Below are 23,299 nucleotides of genomic sequence, written 5' to 3'. Positions count from 1 at the left end.
GTCACCTCGGCATGGGATCGAGATCGAGAACGGTGCTGACGCGGGTGTCGGCGAGGACGCGGCCGCCATGGACGACGACGCGGGCGGCCTGGGAGCCGGCGACGACCTCGTCGAGAGGTACGTCGGGGACGAGCATGAAGTCGGCGCGGCTGCCTGCCCCGGTGCCCGCGTCCGGGAGGCCGAGCACGGTGCGGGTGCTCGTCGTGACGGCGGCGAGGGCCTCTGCCGGCCGGAGATGACCGGCGGCGACCAGGAGCGAGGTGGTCTCGAACGGGTCGGCCCGGCCGACCGGGTTGAACGGGTCGCGCAGGTTGTCGGCGCCGGCCGCGACCGGCACCCCCGCCTCGAGCAGCGCCCGGATGGCGGTGAGACCACGCGGCACCGCCCCGTCGGCGTCGCGGCCCTGCAGGTAGAGGTTGGTGATCGGGAGCGTCACGATGCCGATCCCCGCCTTCGCCACCAGGTCCACGACAGGGCCTCGGCGGTCGTGGCCGAGCATGCCGAGGCGTACGCAGTGGGAGGCGGTCACGCGCTGCTGCATCCCCCGGGCGATGACCTGCTCGGCGAGGTCGGCCAGGTCGAGGTGGCCGGTGGTGGTCTGCTCGTCGGTGTGCAGATCGACGGGGAGACCCGACCGCTCGGCGTGGTCCAGGATGCGGCTGGTCTCCTTGGCGGGCTCGTCGGCCAGGTGCGGACAGCCGCCGAGGACGTCGATCCCGCGCCCGATCGCGTCCTCGATCACCGCGTCCGGGACGTCCTGGCCGGCGAGCAGGCAGACCTGGAGCGTGACCGTCCCGCTGAGCTCCTCGCGCAGGCCGAGCAGGGCATCGACCCCACGCAACGGGTCGCCCGCGAGGAGCGCGTCGGCATGCGTACGGATCGTGGTGATGCCGTTCGCCACGTAGCGGCGGACCGCCCGCCGGGCGCGGTCGGCGAAGTCGTCGGAGGTGAGCGTGGGGACGAGGGAGCGCCACTGCTCGATCGCGGTGACAAGATCGTTCCCGGCCTGCGGGCCCGGCTCGATCTGCTCCGCGCTCAGCGCCTTGTCGAGATGCGCGTGCGGCTCGCCGGCGGCGGGAATCAGCCGCCAGCCGCTCGCGTCGGTCCCGGTGCCGGGCTCGGCGACCGGCTCCTCCCCCGCCGCCCGGACGGCGGTGATCTCGCCGGCCGCGAGATCGAGATCGGCGAGGCTGCCGTCGAGGAGGCGTACGCCGCGCAGCCCGGTCAGCTCCACGCCGGCCAGCTGCGCCGGGCCGTCCACCGGCCCGACCTGTCCTGCACTTCGTGCCACGGCCATCGGCCTACCCCTTCCGGCTCAAATGTTGATGAGATGAACATTTTCGAGCGTAAGGAGCGGTTATTTCGGTGGCGTAACCGTTTCGGTCCTCCTCGATGAAACCGGCGATGGCGGTCGTCCGGTCAAGCACGGGCGACGGACGATCAACGCGAGCGCCCGGATCGCGGCGACGATCGAAGGGTGACAACGACTTCGCCTGAAACGACCCCGTCCCCGACCACCTCCCAAGGCCGAGCGGCGCCGGTGGTCGCGCTCGCCGCCGGGATCGCGATCCTGGTCTCGAGCGAGTTCCTGCCCGCGGGCGTGCTGCCCACGATGGCGCGCGACCTCGGGATCAGCGAGGGGACGGCCGGGCTCGCGGTGGCGGCGACCGCGATCGCCGGGGCCGCGACCGCACCGACCATCGCCATGATCCTTCCCCGGATGGACCGGCGTACCTTGCTGGTCGGCCTCCTGGTCGCCGCGGCCGTCGCCAACCTGGCGGTCGCGATCTCCCCCGGTTTCATCGTCCTCCTCCTCGGCAGGCTCGTGCTGGGCGCGGCGATCGCCGGCTACTGGTCCTTCGCGTTCGCCGTCGGGACGTACGCGTCACCGGGCCGAGATCACGTCATCTCGACCGCGATCGCGATGGGCGTCACGGTGGCCACGATCCTCGGCCTGCCGCTGGGATCGCTGCTCGCCGACGGCCCCGGCTGGCGCTGGGGGTTCGCGGCCGCGGCGGTGCTGAGCCTGATCTCCGCCGCCGCACTGGCCCGGGCGCTGCCGCCGGTGCCGGCCCACCCCGGGGCCGGGCTGGCGATGATGCGTCAGGCCCTCCGCAACCCGCGGCTGGTCGCCGGTGTGGTCCTGGTCGTCGTGGTGGTGCTCGGCAACTTCGTGGCGTACCCGTTCATCCGGATCGCGATCTCGGCCACCTCGCCCGGCGACGAGATGTGGATGCTGGCGCTGTGGGGTCTCGGCGGGCTCTTCGGCAACCTCGCGGCCGGCCGGTTCGCCAACCGGCTGAGGGCCGTCGTCACTGCCGCGCCGCTCCTCCTCGCCGGGGGGCTGGTGCTCACGTTCCTCGCCGAGAGCACGCCGGTCATGGCGCTGGCGATGGTCGTGTGGGGCTTCGGATTCAACTTGGTGCCGGTCGGCACGCAGCTGTGGGTCACCCGCGTCGAGCCCGAGCGCACCGAGTCGGCGCTGGCGCTCCAGGTCACCGCGTTCCAGATCGCGATCACCCTCGGGGCGGCGCTAGGAGGCGCGATCCTCGATCAGTACGGCGTCGGGCGCGTGCTTCTCATCGGCGCGATCGGTGCGGCGATCGCCGCCGTGGGCTTCGGCGCGGTCCGCGTCCCGCGCGGTTGAGGCGTCCCGCCACGCCTGCGGCCCGGTCCCGTGGACTGCGGTGAAGGCCCGGCTGAACGCCGCGCCCGACCCGTAGCCCACGGCGTACGCCACCTGCTCGACCGGACGGTCACCGCCGGCCAGCAGGTGGCGGGCCGCGCGCATCCGCACGTCCCGCAGCGCCTCGCTGGGGCTCTGCCCCAGACCGCGCCGGAACCGCTCCCCCAGCGCCGACCTCGACAGGTGAACGGACTCGGCCATGGCCTCGACGGACCAGGCGCGTGCCGGATCCGCGATCAGCGCGGACAGCACCTTCGCCACCGTCGGGTCGAGGACGGGCGCGGGACCATCGATCCCGCGCCCGGTGTCCTCGAGCCATGAGGCCGTCATCGCCGCACCGAGCAGCGACGCGTAGCCCGACGCGAACAGCGCCGACGGACGGCACGGCCCCGCCAGCGGGCAGCGCCGCACCAGCTCCGCCACCCCGCCGTGCCTACCGACGAAGTCGCGCACGACCAGCGGATTGGCGAGCGGGTACGCCACCGCGACCGCCCGCAGATCAGCCCGGGTCACCGCGGCCCCGTCATGGGTCGCCAGCCGGTGCCTGACCTGGCCTCCGACCAGAGCCGCATCCCCCGTACGGAGCAGATGCGACTGCCCGGCGGCGGTCAGCACGACCGTGCCGTCGTCGACGAGCAACCAGGTGGCGGAGCGTACGTCCTCACCGGCGGAGCCGGCAGCCAGCTGCTCCTGGTAGGCGAGCGTCATCTCCCACGACGGACGGTCCTCGTTCACATCAGCCCCAGCGTGCGACCGCGGTCAGGCTATTCCCGAAGGCCGGTCGCGGGCACGTCATCCGTGCAGGTCGCGATACGCCGACAGCGCGCCGGGATGCAGGGGGATCCGCCCCGTCTGGATCATCGTGGCGGGCTCCAGATACTGAAGCCCTCGGACGAAGTCCGGGATGAGCAGGTCCGCTCGGCTGACCATGACATCGACGATCTCTCGCGCCACCCGGTGCGGTAGATCGCGGCGCGCCAGCAGCAGGTTGGGCACGCCGATCGTCGTGCCACCCGAGCGCGGACCGTAGTCGACCGGCGGCACCTTCCGGGTGGAGTAGCGGTAGCCCGACTGCCGTGACATCGGGGCAGCGAGCGCGCCGAGATCGATCATCCGGAGCGGCCGCTGACGCCCCGCCTTGCTGATCGTGGGCGTCGGGATCCCACCGGACCAGAACACGGCGTCGACGTCGTCCTCGAGCAGCCGGTCCAGACCGGCAGTCAGCCCCATGTACCTCACCGTGAGATCACGGGTCCGCAGACCAGCTGCCTTCAGGAGCACGACAGCGGTCACGGCTGCGCCGGACCCAGAGGCTCCGAGCACGACGCGCCGCCCACGGAGGTCCTCGACCTCGCGGATCGGGCTGTCATCGGTCACGAGAAGATGCAGATAGTTCTCATAGATGCGCGCCAACGCCATCGGCCGCTCTGCTTCGGGCATACCGGCGACGATCCGGTCGAGGCCGTCCTCGAGCGCCAGCCCGAGCGCGGCCTTGCCGTCTCTGAGGAGACGTACGTTGTCGAGACTGCCCTCGGTCGACATGACCGTCGGTTCCAGCTCGGGGCTCACGGCCCGCAGCTGATCGGCGAGCAGGCCCGCGAAGACCGCATAGGTCCCGTACGCCGTGCCCGCCGCGATCGTGACGGATGACGTCTCGGTGTCGCGGCATCCCGCCAAGGAGGCCACCGTCGGTGCAACGGCGGCGGCGGTGACCGTTCGCACCAGCGTCCGCCTCGTCAGCGGTTCAGCCGGCCAGATCATGACGCCACCCGCAGCGAGAACTCGGCGATCGTCCCGACCGGTTCGGCGGGCCGCAGGCGTACGCGGCCACCGTTGGCGCCGGCGAGCTCCTCGGCGATCGCCAGCCCGAGGCCGGTCCCCGGCCGCTGGTCACCGGATCGCCAGAACCGCTCGGTGGCCAGGTGCCACTCGTCCTGTTGGAGTCCCGGACCGTCGTCACGGACCCAGCCGACGACCCCCTCGGCGGTCTCGGTCGCCGAGACCTCGACGTGGGCGCCCGGGCCGGCATAGCGGATGGCGTTGTCGATGAGGACGTCGAGGATCTGATCGAGCACACCCGCTACCTCCACATCGGGCAGCTCTCCCGTGATCACCAATGACTGCCCCGCCGCTTCCGCGGACGGCCTCCAGGCTTCGACGCGCTCGCGGATGACGGCGCCCACCACCTGGTTGGCCACCGTGACGCGTCCACCAGCACGTGCGACACCTTCCTCCTGAGCCCGCGCCAGCGACATCAGCTGGTCGAGGAGCGTCTCCAGACGCGCCAGCTCCTTGGTCAGACCCGCATAGGCCCGCTCGCCGGTGCTGTTCACATGTGACTCCAGGCCGTCAGCCCGCAGGCGCAGCGCCGCCAGCGGGTTGCGCAACTGATGCGACGCGTCGGCGACCAGCTGACGCTGCTGCTCCAGGGACCTGTCGACGGCGGCACCCATGCGGTTGAACTCTGCGACCAGACCGCGAAGCTCCGCCGGGCCGGTCGCGAGCACATCCGCGCTGCGATCCCCGTGCGTGATCGTGCGCGCTGCCGCCTCGAGCGAGTGGACAGGGCGCATGGTCCACCGCGAGAGCCGCCTCGTCAGCACCGCGGCCAGCAACAGGAGCGCCAACGCCCCGACGGCGATGAGCGCCCAGTCCCGCCTCACCTGGGCGGCGGCGGCCGAGGTGTCGACCCGGGTCAGCGCGTACGCCCTGACCTCCCCGTCCTCGCGGCCCGGCGCTCCGCGCAGCGGGCCCGAAGTGGTCCACGGCTGGATCCGGCGCATGGCGACAGGAGGCACCCCCACCAGCCCGACACGCAGCGCTGCCTCGACGGAGGCGGCGCCGGTGTCGAGGTCGCCGGCGAGAGTGAGCGCCTGACCATCGGCATCGACCACGAGGACCGGCTCGTCATAGACGTCGTGGTAGCGATCGACCAGCTCGGTGACCGGCTGGCCGGAGGCAGCCGCCTCCGCGATCACCGCCATCTGCCGGTCCCGTTCGGACGCGAGCCGGGCGGTCCTCCGGTCAGCGAGCGTGGTCGCCAGCGGGAACGCCAGCGCCAGGAGCGTCCCGAGCAGGAGCAGGCCGACCACGAGCTGTACCCGGCGCTCCATCACGGTCGTCTCACCCTCACCGATCAGCCGAGCCGGAAGCCATAGCCGCGCACCGTCTGCAGCGGCAGGTCACGGCCCAGCTTGCTGCGGAGCGCGGTCACGAAGAAGTCCAGCGACCGCGACTTGCCGACCGCCGGCGTACCCCATACCTGGAGCAGCAGCTCGTCACGGCTCACCGCCTCGCCGGTGCGAGTGATCAGCGCGGCCAGCAGGTCGAACTCCGTCGCCGTCACCGAGACCGGTTCCCCGCCACGATGAACGGTGCGCGCAGCGACGTCGACGCTCAGCTCTCCCAACGTGACCACGCGCTCGGCCGGCCGTGGTTCGGCGGAGGCCATCCGGCTCCGCCGAACCAGCGCGTGGATCCGCGCGAGCAGCACCGCCCTGCCGACCGGCTTGACGAGGTAGTCGTCGGCGCCGGCACGCAGGCCGAGGACGACGGACCCATCGCTGTCACGGGCCGTGAGCACGAGCACCGGAACCGTGGAGACCCGCCGCACCGTACGTAGGAAGTCGAGTCCGTCCATGTCCGGCAGGCCGAGATCGAGCACCACCAGATCGGCCTCGGCGATCTTGTGCAGACCGTCGTCGCCGCGTCCACAGAGCATCGGGGTCCACCCCACGTCCTGGAAGGCGTCCACCAACGCCTCCCCGACGCTCGGGTCGTCCTCGACCACCAGAATCCGCACGGGATCAACCTAACGTGGCGTGGTGATCAGAACGCGCCTGTGATGACGACGCGGACCTGGTGCACCGCCAGTGCCAAGAAGACGGCGGCGCACAGGCCCATCACGACGTTGGAGTAGATCCGGTTGCGCCACTCGCGCGGCACCCGGTCGCTGTTGAGAATCCACAGGAGCGTGATGGCGAGGAACGGCATGAAGAGTGCCCCGAGCACACCGTAGGCGAGGATCAGGTAGACCGGTTGGTCCAGGAACAGGGCGATGATCGGCGGGAACGTCAGCCACAGGATGTACGTGCGGTACCAGATGCCGCCGGCGAGCCGCTCCGGCGCGTTCTCGGGGACTTTCCGCAGGTGACCGGCGAAGTCGGCGAACATGAGGCTGACCCCGTGCCACACCCCCACCAGCGAGCTCAGCGCGGCGGAGAGGAAGCCGATCAGGAAGACGGTACCGGCGGCCTGGCCGTACCGGTCCGCGAGCACGTTCCCGATGTCGAGCATGCCCTTGTCGCCGGTGTCGACCGCGATGCCGGCCGAATACAGGAGCTCGGCCCCGACGATGAGCGTGGAGACGACGAAGATCCCGGTCATGACGTACGCGACCGAGTTGTCGATACGCATCACCCGCATGAACGCCGGTGTCGCCCAGCCCTTCTCGCGCAGCCAGTAGCCGTACGCGGCGAGCGTGATCGTCCCGCCGACACCGCCGGCGACACTCAGGATGTTGAGCAGAGAGCCGTCCGGCACCCGGGGCACCAGGCCGACGACGAGGTCGGGCAGGTTCGGCACCGTGAGCGCGGCGGCGGCGACCATCGAGACGAACATCAGCAGCACCATGATGCTGAGCGCCTTCTCGAACAGTCCGTAGCGACCGGACCAGACCAGCGCGAGGCCGAAGATCCCGGCGATGATGCCCCAGGCCTTCACCGACAGCACCGGCATCAAGGCGTGGGCGGCGAGCCCGGTGCCGGACATGGCGGCAGCGCCGTACACGAAGCCCCAGATGATGAGGTACGGCCCGAAGTAGGCGTGGGTCCAGCGGCCCAGGCTGCTCCAGCCCTCGTAGATCGTGCGTCCGGTCGCCAGGCTGTAGCGACCGGCTCCCTCGACGAGCGCGACCTTCATCAGGCACCCGAGCACGACGGCCCAGAGCAGCGCATAGCCGTACTTGCTGCCCGCGATCATGGTGGCAACCAGGTCGGCGGCGCCGACACCGGTCGCCGCGACGACCAAGCCAGGTCCGATCAAACGCCAACGGGGAACGGACCCCGCGGTCTTGTCATCGATGACAGACATCAGTTGTAGCTCCTCGGTCTCGTCCGGGCCGGATCACCCGGACGCCGCCGACTATGTGACGGTCGACACAGTCGCGTCTACGAGGAGCTGCCCTGAGCGGGCTTTCCTTACACAAACCAATGAATCGGGAGGTCGACCCGATCCAGAGGCCAGGTTCAGGACTCGAGCAGCGGAAGTACGTCGGCGATGGAGGCGACCACGCGGGTCGGCCGGAACGGGAAGGTCTCGACCTGCTCGGGCCTGGTCGACCCGGTCTCGACGAGGATGGTGCGCATCCCGGCCTCGAGGCCGCTGATGATGTCGGTGTCCATCCGGTCGCCGATCATCACGGTCGTCTCGGAGTGAGCCTCGAGCTGGTTGAGGGCGCTGCGCATCATCAGCGGGTTCGGCTTGCCGATGAAGTAGGGGGCGCGGTTGGTCGCGGCGCTGATCAGCGCGGCGACGGAGCCGGTCGCGGGGAGCGTGCCCTGCGGGCTCGGCCCGCTCGGGTCGGGGTTGGTGGCGATGAACCGCGCGCCGCCCTCGATCAGCCGGATCGCCCGGGTGATCGCCTCGAACGAGTAGGTGCGGGTCTCGCCGAGCACGACGTAATCGGGGTCGTTCTCGGTCATCACGTAGCCGACCGAGTGCAGCGCGGTCGTCAGACCGGCCTCGCCGACGACGTACGCAGAGCCGTCCGGCCGCTGGTCGGCGAGGAACTGTGCGGTCGCGAGCGCCGAGGTCCAGATCGACTTCTCGGGCACGTCGAGGCCGGACCGGAGCAGCCGAACCCGGAGGTCTCGCGGGGTGTAGATCGAGTTGTTGGTCAGCACCATGAACGGCACCGACTTCTCGGTGAGCTTCGCCAGGAACTCTCCGGCGCCGGGGATCGGCTCCTCCTCGCGCACGAGGACACCGTCCATGTCGGTCAGCCAGGTCTTGATGGGGCGCTCGTCGATCACGGGGACATCCTCGCCCACGGATCAGTAGATTGGCGAGATGGAGTTGATCGATGGCGAGCCGGTGCTGGACCGGCCCTCGGTGACCGAGGTCGAGGCCTACTTCGAGACCGCCGATCCCGACACCCGAGCGGTGTGGCTGCGGCTGACCCGCAAGGGCGTCGAACCGGCCTCGCTCTCCTCCGACGAACTGGTCGACGTCGGCCTCTGCTTCGGCTGGATCTCCGCCGTACGCCGCCGAGGCGATGAGGCGACCTACCTGCAGCGCTACACCCGCCGGCGCCCGAGCTCGAAGTGGTCTCGGCTCAACATCTCCAAGGTCGAGCGCCTCACCGCCGCAGGCCGGATGCGGCCGGCAGGCCTGGCCGAGGTCGAGGCGGCGCAGGCCGACGGCCGCTGGGACAACCCCTGGACCTGACCCATCAGCTGCGCTCGAGCCTCTTCCTCAACCCGTTGGTCATCGAGCCGACCGCGACCGAGAGCAGAGCCCGAACGATGGGTGCCGTGGGTCCGGATCCCTTCGCCACCTCGACCGCAACGGTCCAGGTGAGCCGGGAGCCGGTCGGCGTGGACTCGACGACATAGTCCTCCGCGAAGCGGCGGATGCCGGGACGGGTCGACTCGGCGACCGCGAAGGTCATCCGCTGGTTCTCGTCCCAGCGGTAGAACTTCTCCCGCACCGTGGCCACACCGCCCATGGTGACCTCTCGCACCGTGCCGACGCCGTACGGTCGTGGGCCGACCCACCGCGTCTTCGTGGCACCAGGCCCCCACGAGACCACGGCATCGTCCGCGGCCAGCGCCTCCCACAACGTCTCGACAGGAACGTCGACATCGAGAACCTTGGTGGTGGCCGCGCGCGCGGTCCCCAGGAAGTCGTCGTCGGCGGGAGCGAGGGGATACCAGCGGGTCATGGGCCAACCTTTGTGAGCTCGAGAAGAGGATGACTACATCTTCGTCGATACAGGATCGGCAGGACCGCAGCGGCGCGGCGAGACGATCAGGTCACGACGTGAGCAGGTCCATGAGTGCCTCAGCCTCTTCGGCGCAGGCGCCGCAGGCCTTCAGATGCACCTGCATGGGAAGGTCCACGTGGCTTGGATCGGCCAGCAGCTGCTCGACGTAGGTGTCGAGCTGGTCGAAGCAGTCGTCGCAGGACAAGTAGGGGTTGGTGTCGAGCAGCAGGCCGTCGAGAGCGGCAGCAGGCAGGCGGCGGTTTCTGTCGGTCATGGCGCGCTCCGCAGGGACGGTTCGTCGAGATGGCCGCTCGCCAGCAGGGACGTACGTAGTCGCTGGCGGGCGTCGTGGAGTGTCTTGTACAGGGCGTTGCGGTTGGTGTTGAGCCGCTCGGCGAGCACGTCGATCGGCACCTGATCGATCAGCAGCGCCAGCGTGACCCGCCGCTGGTGGGGTGTCAGGACGGTGGCGATCGCGGCGTGGACGGCCCGCGAGAGATCATCCGCCTGCACGTATCCCTCGGGAGCGGTGCCGTCGTCCGGGACGTCGAAAGAGTCCGGAAGCGCGACCTCCCGATGCCGCCATGCCTGCCGCCGGACGGCGACACCGGCGTGAAGGACGCCGAACTTGTAGACCCAGGTGCTGAACCGGCTTCGCCCCTCGAAGGTGGCGAGCTTGCCGAGCACCGCAACCAAGGCGTCGTCGGCAGCCTGCTGAGCCAGGTCCTCCAGGTCCGCCGGCCCCGCACCAGGCAGCTGGCTCCGCAGGCGCCACACCTGATGCCGGGTCGCTCGCAGCAGCAGGTCATGGAGACTGCGCTGGGCGACATGCCCCGGAGGCCCGGGGTCGTTCAGATCGTTCACCCAGGGCTCGTTCGACGCTACGCCGATCTCAGCCATGCCACCCTGCACGATGTTCATGATCCCACCTCGCCCGGCGACGGATCCACGATCCTCACAGCCAGCTCCGGCGGGCACCCGCGATCCACCAGCTGCAGCAGCGCGTGCAGGTCGAGGCGTACGTCCGCGGCCACCGTCGAGGCCAAGTCGTCCGGAAAGCCGGCGCCGAGCAGGCTTCGCCGACGCCACGCCACCGCCTCCTCGAAGGCCTGGCGCGAGCGCAGCGCGCGGTCCCGCTTCTGCAGCTTCATGACTGGTTGGTGTCGCGTGCAGCGAGGTTCTTACCGGGTGAGCCGAACTTCTTGGACGGCGGTAAGACGCGGACGAGTCGATGACACACATTCAGCAAGGGCACCCGGGGATGTCCCGAGCATCGCCTTCATCCGCCTCTCCGAAAGGGAGCACTCATGACCAGCCACACCTCCGAGACCTCGATCACCAGGTCGATCGCCGAATCCTCCGGCAGCGCCCGCGCCTTCTTCCTGCTGCGTACGGTCTTCGTCATCGCCCCGGTCGCATTCGGACTCGACAAGTTCGCCGAAGTTCTCGCCGATTGGGACCGCTACCTCGCGCCCTGGATCGACAACATCGTTCCCGGCAACGCGCACCAGGCGATGCTGGCGGTCGGCATCATCGAGATCGTGGCCGGCATCGCCGTCGCGATCATCCCTCGCTACGGCGCACTGCTGGTCGCTGCCTGGCTGGCCGGGATCATCGTCAACCTCGTCTCGATGGGCGAGTTCTACGACGTTGCTCTGCGCGACTTCGGCCTGCTGGTCGGGGCGCTCGCCCTCGCCGCCCTCGCCTTCGGCCGCGAACGGAACGCTGCCTGATCGACCAGTGCGCCCCGGGCTCAGTCAGCCAGACGCAGGTCGCCTTCGGCCCGGGGCGGCAGGTTGGAGAGGGCGGCCTGGACGAGCGCGACGCGTGCCTTGACCGTGACCGCGCGGCGGAGCCGGCCGACGTCGTCACCGATGTTGCGCTCGACGGACTCTCGGATCTGCTCTTCCGGGAAGCTCGGGCGACCACCGACGGGGACATCGATGTCGGGGAGGTCGGTGAGCACCGGGAAGATCTGGGTGCCGATGCTGTCCAGCAGCTTGAACCGCTGGAAGCGGTCGGTCTCCTCCCAGACCTTGTCGATGTCGGCACCGCCCTTGCGGAACCTCCGGCCGGAGGCCAGGACGGTCTTGGCCGTCCCGGTCAGGGCCACGGTGAGCTCATGCTCGGTCAATCGCATGCGCCAAGCATGCCCGCAACCGGCCCGGACATCTCCCCCGGGCCGATTACCCTTCGATAACACCTGCCCCAGATATCGGGCGGCGTCGATCGCGGACAGGGCGACGTTCAGGCCGGGACGGGAACGGACGTACGCCGCTCGCCCCCGGGCGCACGGACGGCGACCAGCAGCACGAGGAGACCGAGCGCGGTGACTCCGGCGCCCGCCCACAGCGGCGAGGTGTAGCCGAACCCGGCGGCGAGGGTCACGCCGCCGATCCAGGCGCCCAGCGCGTTGCCGAGGTTGAAGGCGCCGATGTTCGCGCCGGAGGCGAGGGTGGGGGCCTGGTCGGCGTACCCCATCACCCGCATCTGCAGGGCCGGCACCGTGCCGAAGCCGACCGCGCCCATCAGGACGAGGGCGACGACGGTCAGCACCTGGCTGGTGGCGACGAGGGCGAAGGCGGCGAGGATGACGGTCAGCGCGCTCAGCAGCACGCCGAGGGTCTTGACCACGTTTCGGTCGGCTGCCCGGGCGCCCACGATGTTGCCGAAGAAGAGGCCGACGCCGAAGAGGACGAGCAGCCACGGGACCGCGCCCGCGGAGAAGCCGCTGACCTCGGTCAGGGTGAAGGCGATGTAGGTGAACCCGCCGAACATGCCGCCGAAGCCGAGAACGGTCAGGGCGATCGAGAGCCAGACCTGCGGGCTGGCGAAGGCGGCCAGCTCGGTGCGTACGGCCGGGGCGGCCTGCTCGCTGCGGCCGGTGTGGGCCGGGACCAGGAAGGCGATGCCGATGAAGGCGATGATCCCGATGACGGTGATCGCCCAGAAGGTCGAGCGCCAGCCGGCGGCCTGGCCGAGCAGGGTGCCGAGAGGTACGCCGAGGACGTTGGCCAGGGTGAGGCCGCCGAACATGAAGGCGATCGCCCGGCCCTTGCGGTCCGGGGCGACCAGCTGTGCGGCCACGACAGAGCCGATGCCGAAGAAGGCGCCGTGGCACAGGGCCGCGACGATCCGGCCGATCATCATCGTGGCGTAGTCGGGCGAGATCGCGGAGATCAGGTTGCCGAGGATGAACAGCACCATCAGGCCGAGCAGGGCGAGCTTGCGGGGCACGCGAGTGAGCAGGAGCGTCAGGCCGACGGCGCCGATCGCGACGCTGAGCGCGTAGCCGGAGATGAGGTAGCCGGCGGTGGTCTCGCTGACCCCGAAGTCGGTGGAGACCTCGGGCAGCAGGCCCATGATGACGAACTCGGTGAGGCCGATGCCGAACCCTCCGATCGCGAGGGCTAGCAGTGCGACGGGCATGGATGACTCCTGAACATGGACGGGTTGCGTCTGTCGATAGTCCGCGTGCGCAGTAGTTGCACACGCTTCGTATTTATAGTTGCACGCGCGTACTATCCGCGCAACTCGGGTATGCTGGAGGCGTCCACGAAGGAGGACCCATGGGAATCGCTGACGACGCCGTCGAGATCCGCGCGCAGGGCTGGCGCACGCTGGCAGCCGTGCACGGCCTGATCGAGGCCGCGCTCGAGAAGGCACTGCAGCGCGAGCACGGGCTGTCGGTCGTTGAGTTCACCGTCCTCGACGCGCTCAGCCGCCAGGACGGCTGGCACATGCGCATGCAGCAGCTGGCGCGCGCGGCGGCCCTCTCCTCCTCGGCCACGACCCGGCTGGTCACGCGCCTCGAGAACCGCGACCTCCTCACCCGCATCCTGTGCGCCGACGACCGCCGCGGGATCTACACCGAGCTCACGCCCGCCGGGCGAGCCCTGCTGAAGAAGGCTCGCCCGTTGCACGACGAGGTGCTGCGTACGGCACTGGACGAGGCCGCCGAGATCCCCGAGCTCGCGCCGCTCGTGCACGCGCTCGGGACGTTGTCGCCGGCCCCGGCCTGATCGCGCAGTCTCAGGCGAGCCAGCCGTTGCGGCGAGCGGTGAGGGCGGCCTCGGTCTTGTTGCGGGTGCCGGTCTTGCCGATGGCCGCGGAGAGATAGTTGCGCACCGTGCTCGGCGAGAGGAAGAGCTGGCCGGCGATGTCGGCGATGCTCGACCCGTCCTCGGAAGCCGCGAGTACGTCGCGCTCGCGCGCGGTCAGTGGGTTCGGGGCGGCACGGAGCGTGGCGGCGGCCAGGCCGGGGTCGAGGACCGTCTCGCCGCGGAGCACTCGGCGGATCGCGTCGGCCAGCTCCTCGACCGGGCCGTCCTTGACCAGGAAGCCCACGGCGCCCGCGGCCATCGCCTGGCGCACATAGCCGGGCCGGGAGAACGTCGTCAGGATCATCACCCGGCACTCCGGGATTGATGCGCGCAGCTCGCGCGCGGCCTCGAGGCCGCTGATCCCGGGCAGCTCGATGTCGAGCAGGGCCACGTCGGGGCGTACCTCGAGCGCCGTCGGCACGATCTCGGTGCCGGTCCCGACCTGGGCGACCACCTCGAGGTCGTCTTCCAGCCCGAACAGCACGGCGAGCGCGCCGCGCATCATCGCCTGGTCCTCGGCGAGCAGGATGCGGATCACGATGCCGGCACCCTCGCCTCGAGGCGGAACCCGTCGACCCCAGGGCGTACGTCGAGGCGGCCGTCGACCGCACGCAACCGCTGCCGCAGGCCCTCGAGCCCGCCCGACCTCTCACCTGTGTCCGTCGGACCACCGACCCCATCGTCGACCACAGCGAGCCGGAACTCCCCGCCGTCTTCGGTGAGCTCGAAACGGCAGCTGGCCGCCCCGGAGTGGCGGAGTACGTTCGTAGCGCCCTCGCGCACGACCCAGGCGAGCGCCTGGCCGGCGATGTCGGGCACCTCGGCCGGGGCAGCGGTCACCGACGTACGGATCCCGGCGGCGTCGAGCGCACGACGGGCGCCGTCGAGCTCGTCGGACAGGGAGAGCGTCTTCATCTGGTCGACGGCGGCCCGGACGTCGGCCAGTGCGGCACGCCCGACCTCCTCGATGTCGGCCGCGTGCGCGGCGGCTGCCTCGGGGTCACGAGCCGCCAGGCGGCGTACGGCCTCAGCCTTGACGACCATCACGCTCAGCGTGTGGCCGAGCAGGTCGTGGAGGTCGCGCGACATCCGGGCACGCTCCTCGGCGACCGCCGCCCGGGCCAGCTCCTCGCGGGTGCGGCGGAGCTGCTCGACGGCCTCGATGAGGCGGAGGAACGAGGTCGTGGTGACGCCGGTGAGGAAGGTGCCGCCGACGCTGAGCAGGTAGGCGTCGCCGATGCCCTCGATCACCGCGATCGAGACCGCGACGCCGACCGTGGCCGCGACGATCGCCACCAGCAGACGCCAGCCGCGCAGGACCGCCGGGGAGACGATGGCCAGCACTCCCCAGACCGTCTGCCAGCCCTCGCCCTGGATCGCGGCGAGCACGATCAGGGCGACGAGGACGGGCAGCAGAACCGGGACCCGGCCGGTGACCACGAGAGCGACCGCGGTGGCGGCGAGGGCCAGCACCAGGACCACCTGGCCGGCGGCCGCCAACTCATCGCCGGAGAGGTTGAGCAGCGGAAAGAGGAGCAGCACCGGTAGCCACACCAGCACCACGCCGTGGCGCTGAAGGTGACACCTCAGGCCGGACACGCGCGTCACTTTACCGTCGCCGCAGGCCGGCGATGACCACAACGGCCACGACGACGTGCAGGCTCGCGAGCCCCAGTCCCGCGGCCACGGTGAGCGCGCTGGTCGGTGTGATCAGGGAGACCACGGCGACCCCGACGGCGAGCATCGTCCACCGCCTCGTCCCGCGCTCCGAGCGTCCCTGCCACCACCGCAGCAGCCCGCCGCCGGCCAGCGCGATCAGCAGGCTGCTGACGATCACCGACTCGATCCCGATCTGTTGGCTGCCGGCGCCCGATTTCACCTCGAGCTCGACTCCCCCGGCTGCGGTCCACAGCAGCCACAAGGCGGTCGCCGCCACGGCCGCGGCGGCCGCCGTTCCCACGATCCGCGGCCACCCGACCCGGGTGCGCTGCGAGGTCTCGTTCGTCATCGTCGTCATGCGTGTCCTCCGTCTCCACCACCCACCGCGGGTGGCGTCTCCAGACTCGCGCTCCGAGGCACCCAAGCGTCAGATCCGATTGTCCGGACCCGACGGTGACAATTGTCAGTGGTGGGTGTGCCTATCGTGGAGGCATGCGCATCGCCATCGTCGGCGGCCACGGCAAGGTCGCCCTGCATCTCCATCCGATCCTCGCGGCCGCGGGCCACACCCCAGTCGCGCTCGTACGCAGCGAGAGCTACCGAGATGAGCTCGAAGCTCTCGGGGCCGAGGTGGGCCTGCTCGACATCGAGAACCAGGACGCCGACGGATTCGCCGCCGCCTTCGCGGGCTGCGACGCGGTGGTCTTCGCCGCCGGCGGCGGCCCCGACGGCAACATCGAGCGCAAGCGCACCGTCGACCTGGAGGGCTCGACCAAGTCGATCGCGGGCGCCAAGGCCGCCGGCATCCGGCGCTTCGTGCAGGTCTCGGCGATCAGCGTCGACGTGCCGGTCCCGGCCGATGCGGGCGATGTGTGGAAGGCGTACGTCGAGGCCAAGCGTGACGCCGACATCGCCCTGCGCGACAGCGACCTCGCCTGGACCATCCTGCGTCCCGGCGGCCTCACCGACGACGCTCCGACCGGGCGGGTGAAGCTGGCCGAGAAGCTCGACCGCCACACCATCCCGCGTGCCGACGTGGCCGCGGTCATCGCCGCCGTGATCGACGACGACGCCACCGTCGGCAAGCAGTGGGAGCTGGTCTCGGGCGAGGCCACGGTCGACGAGGCCATCGCCGCCGTCCTCTGACCCGGGCGCTGACTCAGCGGAGACCCAGCAAGCCCTTGACGTACGCCGCCTGGCCGATGTGCTGGGCGGCGTCGTCCACGACGCTGACCAGTCGCACCGCGAGAGTCACAGGCGGGTCCCAGCGCGCATCGATGACACGGGCGAGGTCGTCCTCGCTCAACGAGTCGACAAGCTCGATCGTGACCTCGTGGACGGCCTGGTAGTAGCCGGTCAGCAGTTTCGGGTCCTCCAGCCGGAACGCCGCGACGTCCTCGGCGCTCTGCCCATAGCCCATCGCGCCGGGCGCGTACGGCAGTGCGAACCGCTCCACCCAGCCGTCGCGCGCCCACACCTCGTCGGTGCCGGCGAGCGGTGCGATCTGGGCGTCCTCCATCCGGGCGATGTGCCACAGGATCCAGGCGATCGAGTTGGCGCGGTCATAGGGACGCCACAGCAGGTCGTCGACCGAGAGTCCGTCGATGATCTCGGGAAGGGTCTCCGCGATCCGGCCGAAGCCGTCCGCGAGCAGTCGCTGGGGCCAGGTTTCGCTCATGCCTTCCGTTCTACACCGTCGCTCTAGACCACGTCCGGCAGCTGGTCTACCGAGTCCGCCCCCGCGGGCTCCCAGAGCTGAATCGGATTGCCCTCCGGGTCAGCGAGCTCCGCGAACCGGCCGTTGGGATAGCTCTCCTCGTGCTCGCTCACCTGGACACCGTTGTCCCGCAGCTGCGCGACCATCGCGTCCAAGTCGCCTACACGGAAGTTGATCGACCATGTGCCCGGCGCGGTGGCGAGGTGCGGCGACTCCTCGGCCATCGGGGCGAACACGGTCGGGCCGGCTTCCTGGCGCCACGAGGACTGGTCGTAGGACGCGGGCGGAGGCGCGACGCCGAGGTTCGTTTCATACCAGCGCGTCAGCGACTCCGGGTCTCGTGCGCGGAAGAAGACCCCACCGATGCCCGTCACCGACTCCATCGCTCGATGGTAGTCCGCAAGCACCGAGGTCATCCCTACAACGGCAGGTTCTCCTCGGCTTCGCTCCACATCCGTGCGACGATCTGGCCGGCGGGTTCGGGGACGGCGCGCCCGGCGGCTTGGCCGGCCCAGTGGTTGGCCCGGTCCAAGGGCGCCTCGGCGGCGGGGTCGAGCGTTCCCTTGCGCCACCGGGCGACCAGGCGGCGCTGGTGCGGGTAGGGCGCGGGCGACGGCGCACCCGGCGCGTCCCAGGAGCGCACATACGGCGTCGGGGCGGCGCGGCCGAGGCGGCCGGAGTAGGCGCGGGTGGCGACCGTGTCCTCCGGCGCGAGGCCGTCCAGCGAGGCCGCCCAGGCGTCGGCGATCCCGGTCTCCGGCGAGCGCAGCAGCGCGGTGCCGACCTGAACGGCGCTCGCACCGAGGGTCAGCGCGGCGGCTACGGCACGCCCGTCGGCGATCGCGCCGGTGGCGATGACCGGCAGGTCGACCCCGTCGACGATGTGCGGCAGCAGCGCGAAGAGCCCCACGGACGTACGCTCCGCCGTCCCCGGGTCGAAGACCCCTCGGTGCCCGCCGGCCTCGAGACCCTGCGCGACGATGGCGTCGGCACCAGCCTCTTGGGCGGCCAGCGCCTCGGCCAGGGTCGTGGCGCACGCGAACCAGGCGATCCCGGCCTCGTGCAGGCGGTCGACGTACTCCGGCGAGAAGAGCCCCATGATCGAGGAGACGGCCCTCGGCCGGGCGGCGAGCATCGCCTCGCACTGCTCCTCGAACGACGGCGCCGGCGGCTGCTCGGGGCCCGGCGTACCGAATCGGCCCAGGAACTCCTCCGCCGCCGAGATCCTGGCGGGGTCGTCATCGGGCGGGTCGGGGATCCAGATGTTCAGCTGGAGCGGCCCCGCCGACATCGACCGGAACTCCGCGACCCACTCCGCGATCCGCGCCGGCGAGTCGAGCACCACCCCCGCCGCTCCCATCCCTCCGGCATCGGCGACCGCGGCCGCCGCCGCGGGCGGACAGGCACCCGCCATCGGCGCCTGAAGGATCGGCATCGAGAGGCCGTACGCCTCGCAGAACTCCTGAGCACGTCGTCGAGCGGTCACCCGGCCAGGCTAGTCCTTCACCAGCCCGTCGCGGCCCCAGCGGGGCGTCGGCCCCGGGTCGCCGAGGTCGGTCCCCGGCGCCTCCTGGGAGACGTCCTTGGCGATGGCGGTGCCCCAGTCGAAGTAGGCCATCAGCGTCTTGTGCAGGTCCGGCCGGTCGACCAGGACCTCCTCGATCGCGGACTGCATCAGCTCGAGCCAGCGCTGCCGGTGCTCCTCGCGGATCCCGAGGCCGAGGTGAACATTCAGCAGGGCCTGGTGGCCGCCGAGCCTGGCGGTGAAGTCGGCCGGGCCACCGAAGATCTCGCCGAGCCAGATCGCGACCCGCTCGACATGGGTGGGCGTGAAGTTCGCGAACACCGGCGCGAGGAGCTCGTCGGCCAGCACCCTTTCGTAGAACGCGTCGCTCAGCCGGCGCAGCGCGGGCCCGCCGCCGAGGTCCTCGTACAAGGTCATGCCTCACCATCACGTGCCGCACCGAGATGCGCAACGAAATACTTGTGGCGGTATGGGGACCCGCACGGCAGGATCGGCCCCATGCGCACACTCATCTACTCCGCTTTCGTGTCCATCGACGGCGTCGTCGACTCCCCCGGCGGCGGCTCCGAATACGAGCAGCACCGCAGCGGCGGCTGGACCTACAAGGACATCGAGTTCCTGCCGGAGGCCTACGCGATCAAGGGCAGCGAGATGGAGGAGGCCGGCGCGATGATGTTCGGCCGGCGCAGCTATGAGGCCTTCGCTCCGATCTGGCCCGACATCGAGGACTTCACGGTGGTCAAGGAGATCCCGAAGTACGTCGTCTCGACCTCCCTCGGCGACGACGCCCTGGTCGAGGGCTGGGGCTCGCAGACCATTCTGAGGTCGTTCGACGAGGTCGAGAAGCTCAAGCAGGGCGACGGCGGCCCGATCCTGATCGCCGGCAGCGCCGAGCTCGCCCGCAACCTCTCCGACGCCGGCCTGATCGACCGCTACCACCTGCTCGTCTTCCCCGTCGTCCTCGGCGCCGGGAAGTCGATGTGGAGCGAGACCGACAAGGACAAGCAGCGGCTCGAGCTGGTCGAGTCGGAGACCTACGCCAACGGCATCATCAAGCTCGTCTACGACGTCGTCCGCTGACGCTGGTCAGGGGCAGCGCGCGTAGAGACGACGCGACCCGGTCCCGTACGCCGCGGGATCGGTGAACGTGCAGCCGTAGTCGGGTGCGGCGACGGCTGCTCGGTCGAGCACGTCGTCGCCCGCCGGACGGTCGCCGTGCTCGACCCAGTCGACGAGGTCGCCCCAGGCGGCCGAGGCCTCGGCAGGGCTGAACTCGCAGTGCCCGGCCGAGCGGATCGCCCGCTGCACGACCAGACCGTCGCGGTGGTGGCGGGCCACCTCACGCGCGTAGATCTGCTCCAGAGAGAACGGCACGAACATGTCGCCGAGGTTGTGCAGGCTCACCACCGGGGCGGTGGGACGACCGGAGATCCGGGACGGCGCGTTGAGCCGGTGGCTGTAACGCCCGGCGGGGTCGATGGAGTCGATCCGCTCGATCTCCGTGTTCAGGTCGACCGGCGAGCTCGGCGCGTAGACGGTGTCCTGGTTGGTCGCCACCCTGCCGATGTTGAAGCCCAGCGTGCCGCCGTCGTCCACCGACGGCAGCGTGAAGAGGAAGTCCTTCCACTGCCCGAAGGCCGCCGCCGCGCCCGGGCGCGGGCCACCGCTGCGCTCGATCGTCATCGCCCGCAGCTGCTCGCCCTCAGGGGTCAGGGTGCCGCCGAGCCCGAGCCGCTCCTTGATCACCGGGACGTCGACGCTCTGGTAGTCGGCGTCGTAGGGGTAGGCGTCGTGCCCCGCGAGCGCCTGCGCACCGAGGTTGTAGTCGACGAAGAAGTCGAAGAGCTCCACATCTCCCAGCTGCCCGCACATCGGCATCGCACCGTCGTAGAAGCCCGGATACTGCTCCAGCGAGCGCCCGATCACGTGCCCGCCCATCGACACCCCGGTCACATAGGTGCGGCTCGCCTTGCGCGGCAGCAATTCCGAGGCGTACGTCGCCAGGTCTCGCGTCGAGCGCACCCCGGCACCCACGTCGTAGCCGTTGGTCGAGTAGCTCGACGCCGCCCAGGCGTAGCCCTGCTCGAGGAACGTACGCCGCAGCCCGAACCCCGGGGTCTCGGGTGTCAGCGTGTAGCTGAGCCCGCGGTAACCGTGGGCCCACATCACCAGCTCGCCGTTCCAGTCGGCAGGGACCTCGAGGACGTACGCGGCGTGCTCGTGCACGCCCTGGCGCACCGTGGTCGCCTCGCCGCCGACGGCGATCGGCGCCACCGGCGGGTTGTTGATCGTGTAGCCGGGAAGCGGCTGGTCACCGGGTGGTTCGGGGTCGGCGAGCGCCGTGCCGGTCGAGGCGACCAGAGCGGAAGCAGTCAGGAGCAGGGCGAGGAGAGCGGCTGACGCACGAGGCATGTCTTCGAGAGTAGGGCTCGTTGTGACTGGCGTCACAAGAACAGTGCACGATGTGCCTCGTGCATTCTGCACAAGGGCTCAGCGGCCAACGGCCTTCCGGATCGCGCCGAACGCCGCCTGGCCGACGCCCTTGATGCCGGCCGCGATGAACGTCGTCCAGTCGAAGTAGTCGCGCCAGAGCACGATCTTGCCGTCGCGAACCTCGAAGGTGCCGCACACCCAGAACTCGGCCGAGACCGAGCCGCGGCTGAGGACGTCGATGCGTTCGGTGAGCACCACCGGGCCGTTGGAGGCGATGTTGATCATCCGCACCTCGAAACCGGTCGCGTACTTCCCCATGACCCGCAGCTGGCGCCCGACCTCGGAGAGGCCGCGCGCGGGCGGGAGGGGCACGTTCTGGTAGGTGACGTCGTCGGCGCACAGCGCCAGCGCAGCGTCGACCTCACCGGTCTCGAGCGCGGCCAGGAACTGCTCGACGATCTGGATCTCGGTCATGCCGCCACGTTATCGCTGTTCAGCGGCGAGCGCCGGGCTCAGGACGAGACAGTCCTGCCGGTGCAGCGCCGGATCATCGAGAAGCTCCTCGACAGCGACCCGTCCGCCCGACACCCGCCGCAGCGAGGTCGAGTCCTTCTCCTTCACGAACACGTCGCGGGTCCTGGCCAACTCGGCGAGGTAGCCACGGTCCATGTGCTCGATCTCGAGCATGAGCGCCCAGTGGGCAGTATCGGCCAGCGACTGCGCCGCGCCGTCGACGACCTCGCGCTCGAAGCCCTCGACATCCACCTTCACGCAGAACGGCCGCCCGGAGCCGCCGAGCACCTCGTCGAGCGTGGTGACCTGGACGTCGCGGAGCTGCCAGCGGGCCGAGCCGTCGTGGCGCTCGTCGTACAGCGACGACGTCCCCGACCAGGTCCGGTCGACCGCGAACCGCGCGGTGCCGGGCTTGTCGGCCACGGCCTGCGAGCGCAGGTCGATCGTGGTCCCGCGGGTGTCCAGGGTCTTGCGCAGCACCTTGTGCAGCGAGGTGTTCGGCTCGAACCCGATCAGCTCCGCACCCTTCGGGATCTCCACCCCGACGAGCATCTCGCCGTAGTTCACGCCGATGTCGATCACCGTCTGCCACTCGTGGAGCCCGAGCGCCACCCGCCACAGCTCCAGCGAGCCACGGATGATCCGCCCCTTGTTGGCGATCAGGCCCAGAGCCCGCGGATCCGTCGGCTTCACATAGATCCGATGCCCGTCTTCGGTTGTCGCATACGCCATCTCGAGCACCTTCGCCTAGGGATCTTCCGGCCCAGCCGCCATTGGCTGTCGCCGAACCCTAAAGTGCCTACGGAAACGCCAGCCGAACCTTGGGCGACGCGGATCAGGCCGCACGCAGCCCGAGCCAGGGTCAGGAGATCTGCTCGACCAGGTTGTCCGCGTACTCCTGGACGGTGTTGCCGTCCTGGAACTGCTCTCCGTCGAGCAGGACGGTCGGAGTGCCCTGGATACCGTCGTCGGCGGCGGCCTTGGTGGCGGCGTCGGCCCAGGCCTTGCCGTCGAGGTTCTCGATGCGCTCCTTGACGGCCGACTCCTCGGCACCGGCCTCGACGGCGAGATCGACGAGATCGGCGGCCTTCGGGAACGGGCCGGACTCGCTGGGCTGGTTCTCGAAGAGCAGGTCGTGGAAGGTCTTGGCGACCTCGTCGCCGGCCTCCTCCTGGACGACCGCGAAGGCCGAGGTGGCGAGCTCGGAGTAGGGGCCGACCTGGTCGAGGAGCACGAACGGGCGGTAGTCGACCTGGACCTTGCCGTCGGCGGCCAGCTCGGCGAGATCGTCGCGGGAAGCGGCCTCGAACTCAGCGCAGTAGGGGCACAGGAAGTCCTCGTAGATGACGACCTTGTGAGGCGCGTCGTCGGGGCCGATCACCAGGCCGTGCTCGCTGCTGCCGGCCTCGACCGCGGTGACCTTGCTGTCCCCGGATCGGTTCAGGCTGAACCAGACGAGGCCACCGATGATCACCGCGATGGCGACGACGACCGCCGCGACGGTGAGGATCGACTTGCGGGCCTGCTTCTTGCGCAGAGCCTCCAGCTCCGCGGCGGCCTTGGCAGCGCGTGCCTCACGCTTCTCCTTGCGCGAGTGGCTGCTGGCTGAATCCGTGCTCATGGAGCCAACATAGGTCGATCTCCTGAGCGCAGCCTGAAACCACGCCATGGGAACCGT

At 70.4% G+C, this 23,299-nt stretch carries 30 protein-coding genes; 6 read left to right on the top strand and 24 right to left on the bottom strand.

Annotated features, from left to right (window positions below):
• Position 1: 1 nt before the first annotated feature.
• On the bottom strand, positions 2–1,297 hold the full coding sequence (locus ABTW65_RS17330) for an amidohydrolase family protein (RefSeq protein ID WP_350662227.1): 1,296 nt from the start codon (positions 1,295–1,297) through the stop codon (positions 2–4).
• Between the two features lie 180 nt (positions 1,298–1,477).
• Here ABTW65_RS17330 and ABTW65_RS17325 point away from each other — a divergent pair, with 180 nt between their 5' ends.
• Positions 1,478–2,647 carry an MFS transporter gene (locus tag ABTW65_RS17325; protein ID WP_350662226.1) on the top strand — a complete coding sequence of 390 codons (1,170 nt, stop codon included), beginning with the start codon at positions 1,478–1,480 and terminating at the stop codon, positions 2,645–2,647.
• On the opposite strand, the gene ABTW65_RS17320 is transcribed toward ABTW65_RS17325, so the two are convergent.
• The 6 genes from ABTW65_RS17320 to ABTW65_RS17295 all read right to left on the bottom strand — a co-directional run bounded on the left by ABTW65_RS17320 (position 2,534) and on the right by ABTW65_RS17295 (position 8,718).
• Positions 2,534–3,421: a helix-turn-helix domain-containing protein gene (locus ABTW65_RS17320; protein ID WP_350662224.1), complete on the bottom strand. Its 888-nt coding sequence runs from the start codon at positions 3,419–3,421 to the stop codon at positions 2,534–2,536. The genes ABTW65_RS17325 and ABTW65_RS17320 overlap by 114 nt on opposite strands.
• 57 nt (positions 3,422–3,478) lie before the next feature.
• The gene (locus ABTW65_RS17315) at positions 3,479–4,408 is read right to left on the bottom strand and encodes a TAXI family TRAP transporter solute-binding subunit (protein WP_350662222.1); all 930 of its coding nucleotides are present in this window, start codon (positions 4,406–4,408) and stop codon (positions 3,479–3,481) included.
• Positions 4,409–4,443: 35 nt separating this feature from the next.
• Complete coding sequence (locus tag ABTW65_RS17310; RefSeq protein WP_350662220.1) at positions 4,444–5,799, bottom strand: sensor histidine kinase; 1,356 nt, start codon at positions 5,797–5,799, stop codon at positions 4,444–4,446.
• 23 nt (positions 5,800–5,822) lie between these two features.
• Positions 5,823–6,488: a response regulator transcription factor gene (locus tag ABTW65_RS17305; protein ID WP_350662218.1), complete on the bottom strand. Its 666-nt coding sequence runs from the start codon at positions 6,486–6,488 to the stop codon at positions 5,823–5,825.
• Between the two features lie 26 nt (positions 6,489–6,514).
• A complete protein-coding gene (locus ABTW65_RS17300; RefSeq protein ID WP_350662216.1) occupies positions 6,515–7,777 on the bottom strand; it encodes an Nramp family divalent metal transporter in 1,263 nt (420 codons plus the stop codon).
• Positions 7,778–7,932: 155 nt separating this feature from the next.
• On the bottom strand, positions 7,933–8,718 hold the full coding sequence (locus ABTW65_RS17295) for an HAD-IIA family hydrolase (RefSeq protein ID WP_350662213.1): 786 nt from the start codon (positions 8,716–8,718) through the stop codon (positions 7,933–7,935).
• A gap of 37 nt (positions 8,719–8,755) precedes the next feature.
• Between ABTW65_RS17295 and ABTW65_RS17290 the strand changes: the two genes are divergently transcribed.
• On the top strand, positions 8,756–9,133 hold the full coding sequence (locus ABTW65_RS17290) for a YdeI/OmpD-associated family protein (RefSeq protein WP_350662211.1): 378 nt from the start codon (positions 8,756–8,758) through the stop codon (positions 9,131–9,133).
• 4 nt (positions 9,134–9,137) lie between these two features.
• Here ABTW65_RS17290 and ABTW65_RS17285 read toward each other — a convergent pair whose 3' ends face one another.
• From ABTW65_RS17285 to ABTW65_RS17270, 4 genes are all read right to left on the bottom strand, one after another.
• Positions 9,138–9,629: an SRPBCC family protein gene (locus ABTW65_RS17285; protein WP_350662209.1), complete on the bottom strand. Its 492-nt coding sequence runs from the start codon at positions 9,627–9,629 to the stop codon at positions 9,138–9,140.
• A gap of 91 nt (positions 9,630–9,720) precedes the next feature.
• A complete protein-coding gene (locus ABTW65_RS17280) occupies positions 9,721–9,945 on the bottom strand; it encodes a hypothetical protein (protein WP_350662208.1) in 225 nt (74 codons plus the stop codon).
• A complete protein-coding gene (locus ABTW65_RS17275) occupies positions 9,942–10,592 on the bottom strand; it encodes an RNA polymerase sigma factor (protein WP_350662206.1) in 651 nt (216 codons plus the stop codon). Before ABTW65_RS17275 ends, ABTW65_RS17280 begins: the two co-directional genes overlap by 4 nt.
• Entirely contained in the window at positions 10,589–10,822 is a 234-nt protein-coding gene (locus tag ABTW65_RS17270; RefSeq protein ID WP_350662204.1) for a hypothetical protein, read from the bottom strand. Before ABTW65_RS17270 ends, ABTW65_RS17275 begins: the two co-directional genes overlap by 4 nt.
• Positions 10,823–10,978: 156 nt before the next feature.
• On the opposite strand from ABTW65_RS17270, the gene ABTW65_RS17265 reads away from it, so the two are divergent.
• Positions 10,979–11,404 (top strand): hypothetical protein, encoded by a 426-nt coding sequence (locus ABTW65_RS17265; protein ID WP_350662202.1) that lies wholly within the window; start codon positions 10,979–10,981, stop codon positions 11,402–11,404.
• 20 nt (positions 11,405–11,424) lie between these two features.
• Here the strand turns inward: ABTW65_RS17265 and ABTW65_RS17260 are convergent, their stop codons facing one another.
• Together ABTW65_RS17260 and ABTW65_RS17255 are read right to left on the bottom strand one after the other, a co-directional pair.
• A complete protein-coding gene (locus ABTW65_RS17260) occupies positions 11,425–11,811 on the bottom strand; it encodes a hypothetical protein (protein ID WP_350662200.1) in 387 nt (128 codons plus the stop codon).
• Between the two features lie 107 nt (positions 11,812–11,918).
• Positions 11,919–13,100 (bottom strand): MFS transporter, encoded by a 1,182-nt coding sequence (locus ABTW65_RS17255; RefSeq protein ID WP_350662198.1) that lies wholly within the window; start codon positions 13,098–13,100, stop codon positions 11,919–11,921.
• A gap of 140 nt (positions 13,101–13,240) precedes the next feature.
• Between ABTW65_RS17255 and ABTW65_RS17250 the strand changes: the two genes are divergently transcribed.
• Positions 13,241–13,693, top strand: a complete 453-nt coding sequence (locus ABTW65_RS17250) for a MarR family winged helix-turn-helix transcriptional regulator (protein ID WP_350662195.1) — start codon at positions 13,241–13,243, stop codon at positions 13,691–13,693.
• A 10-nt stretch (positions 13,694–13,703) separates the two neighbouring features.
• Here ABTW65_RS17250 and ABTW65_RS17245 read toward each other — a convergent pair whose 3' ends face one another.
• Genes ABTW65_RS17245 through ABTW65_RS17235 form a run of 3 tightly spaced genes read right to left on the bottom strand, consistent with a single transcriptional unit; the run spans position 13,704 to position 15,791 of the window.
• Positions 13,704–14,312 carry a response regulator gene (locus ABTW65_RS17245; protein ID WP_350662193.1) on the bottom strand — a complete coding sequence of 203 codons (609 nt, stop codon included), beginning with the start codon at positions 14,310–14,312 and terminating at the stop codon, positions 13,704–13,706.
• Complete coding sequence (locus ABTW65_RS17240) at positions 14,309–15,373, bottom strand: sensor histidine kinase (RefSeq protein ID WP_350662192.1); 1,065 nt, start codon at positions 15,371–15,373, stop codon at positions 14,309–14,311. The genes ABTW65_RS17245 and ABTW65_RS17240 overlap by 4 nt, the downstream gene beginning before the upstream one ends.
• A 10-nt stretch (positions 15,374–15,383) precedes the next feature.
• A complete protein-coding gene (locus ABTW65_RS17235) occupies positions 15,384–15,791 on the bottom strand; it encodes a DUF6069 family protein (protein WP_350662190.1) in 408 nt (135 codons plus the stop codon).
• A 134-nt stretch (positions 15,792–15,925) separates the two neighbouring features.
• Here ABTW65_RS17235 and ABTW65_RS17230 point away from each other — a divergent pair, with 134 nt between their 5' ends.
• Positions 15,926–16,579: an NAD(P)H-binding protein gene (locus ABTW65_RS17230; RefSeq protein WP_350662188.1), complete on the top strand. Its 654-nt coding sequence runs from the start codon at positions 15,926–15,928 to the stop codon at positions 16,577–16,579.
• A gap of 13 nt (positions 16,580–16,592) precedes the next feature.
• On the opposite strand, the gene ABTW65_RS17225 is transcribed toward ABTW65_RS17230, so the two are convergent.
• From ABTW65_RS17225 to ABTW65_RS17210, 4 genes are read right to left on the bottom strand one after another with little or no spacing between them, the layout of a single operon-like run.
• Positions 16,593–17,111 carry a mycothiol transferase gene (locus ABTW65_RS17225; protein ID WP_350662187.1) on the bottom strand — a complete coding sequence of 173 codons (519 nt, stop codon included), beginning with the start codon at positions 17,109–17,111 and terminating at the stop codon, positions 16,593–16,595.
• A gap of 23 nt (positions 17,112–17,134) precedes the next feature.
• Positions 17,135–17,533, bottom strand: a complete 399-nt coding sequence (locus ABTW65_RS17220) for a VOC family protein (RefSeq protein ID WP_350662185.1) — start codon at positions 17,531–17,533, stop codon at positions 17,135–17,137.
• A 35-nt stretch (positions 17,534–17,568) separates the two neighbouring features.
• Positions 17,569–18,636, bottom strand: a complete 1,068-nt coding sequence (locus tag ABTW65_RS17215) for an NAD(P)H-dependent flavin oxidoreductase (protein ID WP_350662183.1) — start codon at positions 18,634–18,636, stop codon at positions 17,569–17,571.
• Between the two features lie 9 nt (positions 18,637–18,645).
• Positions 18,646–19,092, bottom strand: a complete 447-nt coding sequence (locus tag ABTW65_RS17210; protein WP_350662181.1) for a group II truncated hemoglobin — start codon at positions 19,090–19,092, stop codon at positions 18,646–18,648.
• A gap of 81 nt (positions 19,093–19,173) precedes the next feature.
• Between ABTW65_RS17210 and ABTW65_RS17205 the strand changes: the two genes are divergently transcribed.
• A complete protein-coding gene (locus tag ABTW65_RS17205; RefSeq protein WP_350662179.1) occupies positions 19,174–19,755 on the top strand; it encodes a dihydrofolate reductase family protein in 582 nt (193 codons plus the stop codon).
• 6 nt (positions 19,756–19,761) lie between these two features.
• Here the strand turns inward: ABTW65_RS17205 and ABTW65_RS17200 are convergent, their stop codons facing one another.
• From ABTW65_RS17200 to ABTW65_RS17185, 4 genes are all read right to left on the bottom strand, one after another.
• The gene (locus ABTW65_RS17200) at positions 19,762–21,087 is read right to left on the bottom strand and encodes a hypothetical protein (protein WP_350662177.1); all 1,326 of its coding nucleotides are present in this window, start codon (positions 21,085–21,087) and stop codon (positions 19,762–19,764) included.
• A 78-nt stretch (positions 21,088–21,165) separates the two neighbouring features.
• On the bottom strand, positions 21,166–21,582 hold the full coding sequence (locus ABTW65_RS17195) for a limonene-1,2-epoxide hydrolase family protein (RefSeq protein WP_350662176.1): 417 nt from the start codon (positions 21,580–21,582) through the stop codon (positions 21,166–21,168).
• A 9-nt stretch (positions 21,583–21,591) separates the two neighbouring features.
• Entirely contained in the window at positions 21,592–22,353 is a 762-nt protein-coding gene (locus tag ABTW65_RS17190) for an FkbM family methyltransferase (protein ID WP_350662173.1), read from the bottom strand.
• A 130-nt stretch (positions 22,354–22,483) separates the two neighbouring features.
• A complete protein-coding gene (locus tag ABTW65_RS17185) occupies positions 22,484–23,242 on the bottom strand; it encodes a DsbA family protein (protein ID WP_350662171.1) in 759 nt (252 codons plus the stop codon).
• Positions 23,243–23,299 lie beyond the last annotated feature (57 nt).

The organism is Nocardioides sp. NPDC127503, assembly GCF_040302165.1.
GTDB lineage: Bacteria > Actinomycetota > Actinomycetes > Propionibacteriales > Nocardioidaceae > Nocardioides.
This window is presented reverse-complemented; position numbering and strand designations above follow the sequence as displayed.

Excerpts from the sequence above, each read along its gene's own strand:
- ABTW65_RS17330 (WP_350662227.1), bottom strand. The coding sequence starts at position 1,297 with ATGGCCGTGGCACGAAGTGCAGGACAGGTCGGGCCGGTGGACGGCCCG.
- ABTW65_RS17310 (WP_350662220.1), bottom strand. The coding sequence starts at position 5,799 with ATGGAGCGCCGGGTACAGCTCGTGGTCGGCCTGCTCCTGCTCGGGACG.
- ABTW65_RS17300 (WP_350662216.1), bottom strand. The coding sequence starts at position 7,777 with ATGTCTGTCATCGATGACAAGACCGCGGGGTCCGTTCCCCGTTGGCGT.
- ABTW65_RS17290 (WP_350662211.1), top strand. The coding sequence starts at position 8,756 with ATGGAGTTGATCGATGGCGAGCCGGTGCTGGACCGGCCCTCGGTGACC.
- ABTW65_RS17285 (WP_350662209.1), bottom strand. The coding sequence starts at position 9,629 with ATGACCCGCTGGTATCCCCTCGCTCCCGCCGACGACGACTTCCTGGGG.
- ABTW65_RS17280 (WP_350662208.1), bottom strand. The coding sequence starts at position 9,945 with ATGACCGACAGAAACCGCCGCCTGCCTGCTGCCGCTCTCGACGGCCTG.
- ABTW65_RS17275 (WP_350662206.1), bottom strand. The coding sequence starts at position 10,592 with ATGAACATCGTGCAGGGTGGCATGGCTGAGATCGGCGTAGCGTCGAAC.
- ABTW65_RS17270 (WP_350662204.1), bottom strand. The coding sequence starts at position 10,822 with ATGAAGCTGCAGAAGCGGGACCGCGCGCTGCGCTCGCGCCAGGCCTTC.
- ABTW65_RS17265 (WP_350662202.1), top strand. The coding sequence starts at position 10,979 with ATGACCAGCCACACCTCCGAGACCTCGATCACCAGGTCGATCGCCGAA.
- ABTW65_RS17260 (WP_350662200.1), bottom strand. The coding sequence starts at position 11,811 with ATGCGATTGACCGAGCATGAGCTCACCGTGGCCCTGACCGGGACGGCC.
- ABTW65_RS17255 (WP_350662198.1), bottom strand. The coding sequence starts at position 13,100 with ATGCCCGTCGCACTGCTAGCCCTCGCGATCGGAGGGTTCGGCATCGGC.
- ABTW65_RS17250 (WP_350662195.1), top strand. The coding sequence starts at position 13,241 with ATGGGAATCGCTGACGACGCCGTCGAGATCCGCGCGCAGGGCTGGCGC.
- ABTW65_RS17235 (WP_350662190.1), bottom strand. The coding sequence starts at position 15,791 with ATGACGACGATGACGAACGAGACCTCGCAGCGCACCCGGGTCGGGTGG.
- ABTW65_RS17230 (WP_350662188.1), top strand. The coding sequence starts at position 15,926 with ATGCGCATCGCCATCGTCGGCGGCCACGGCAAGGTCGCCCTGCATCTC.
- ABTW65_RS17225 (WP_350662187.1), bottom strand. The coding sequence starts at position 17,111 with ATGAGCGAAACCTGGCCCCAGCGACTGCTCGCGGACGGCTTCGGCCGG.
- ABTW65_RS17220 (WP_350662185.1), bottom strand. The coding sequence starts at position 17,533 with ATGGAGTCGGTGACGGGCATCGGTGGGGTCTTCTTCCGCGCACGAGAC.
- ABTW65_RS17210 (WP_350662181.1), bottom strand. The coding sequence starts at position 19,092 with ATGACCTTGTACGAGGACCTCGGCGGCGGGCCCGCGCTGCGCCGGCTG.
- ABTW65_RS17205 (WP_350662179.1), top strand. The coding sequence starts at position 19,174 with ATGCGCACACTCATCTACTCCGCTTTCGTGTCCATCGACGGCGTCGTC.
- ABTW65_RS17200 (WP_350662177.1), bottom strand. The coding sequence starts at position 21,087 with ATGCCTCGTGCGTCAGCCGCTCTCCTCGCCCTGCTCCTGACTGCTTCC.
- ABTW65_RS17195 (WP_350662176.1), bottom strand. The coding sequence starts at position 21,582 with ATGACCGAGATCCAGATCGTCGAGCAGTTCCTGGCCGCGCTCGAGACC.
- ABTW65_RS17190 (WP_350662173.1), bottom strand. The coding sequence starts at position 22,353 with ATGGCGTATGCGACAACCGAAGACGGGCATCGGATCTATGTGAAGCCG.
- ABTW65_RS17185 (WP_350662171.1), bottom strand. The coding sequence starts at position 23,242 with ATGAGCACGGATTCAGCCAGCAGCCACTCGCGCAAGGAGAAGCGTGAG.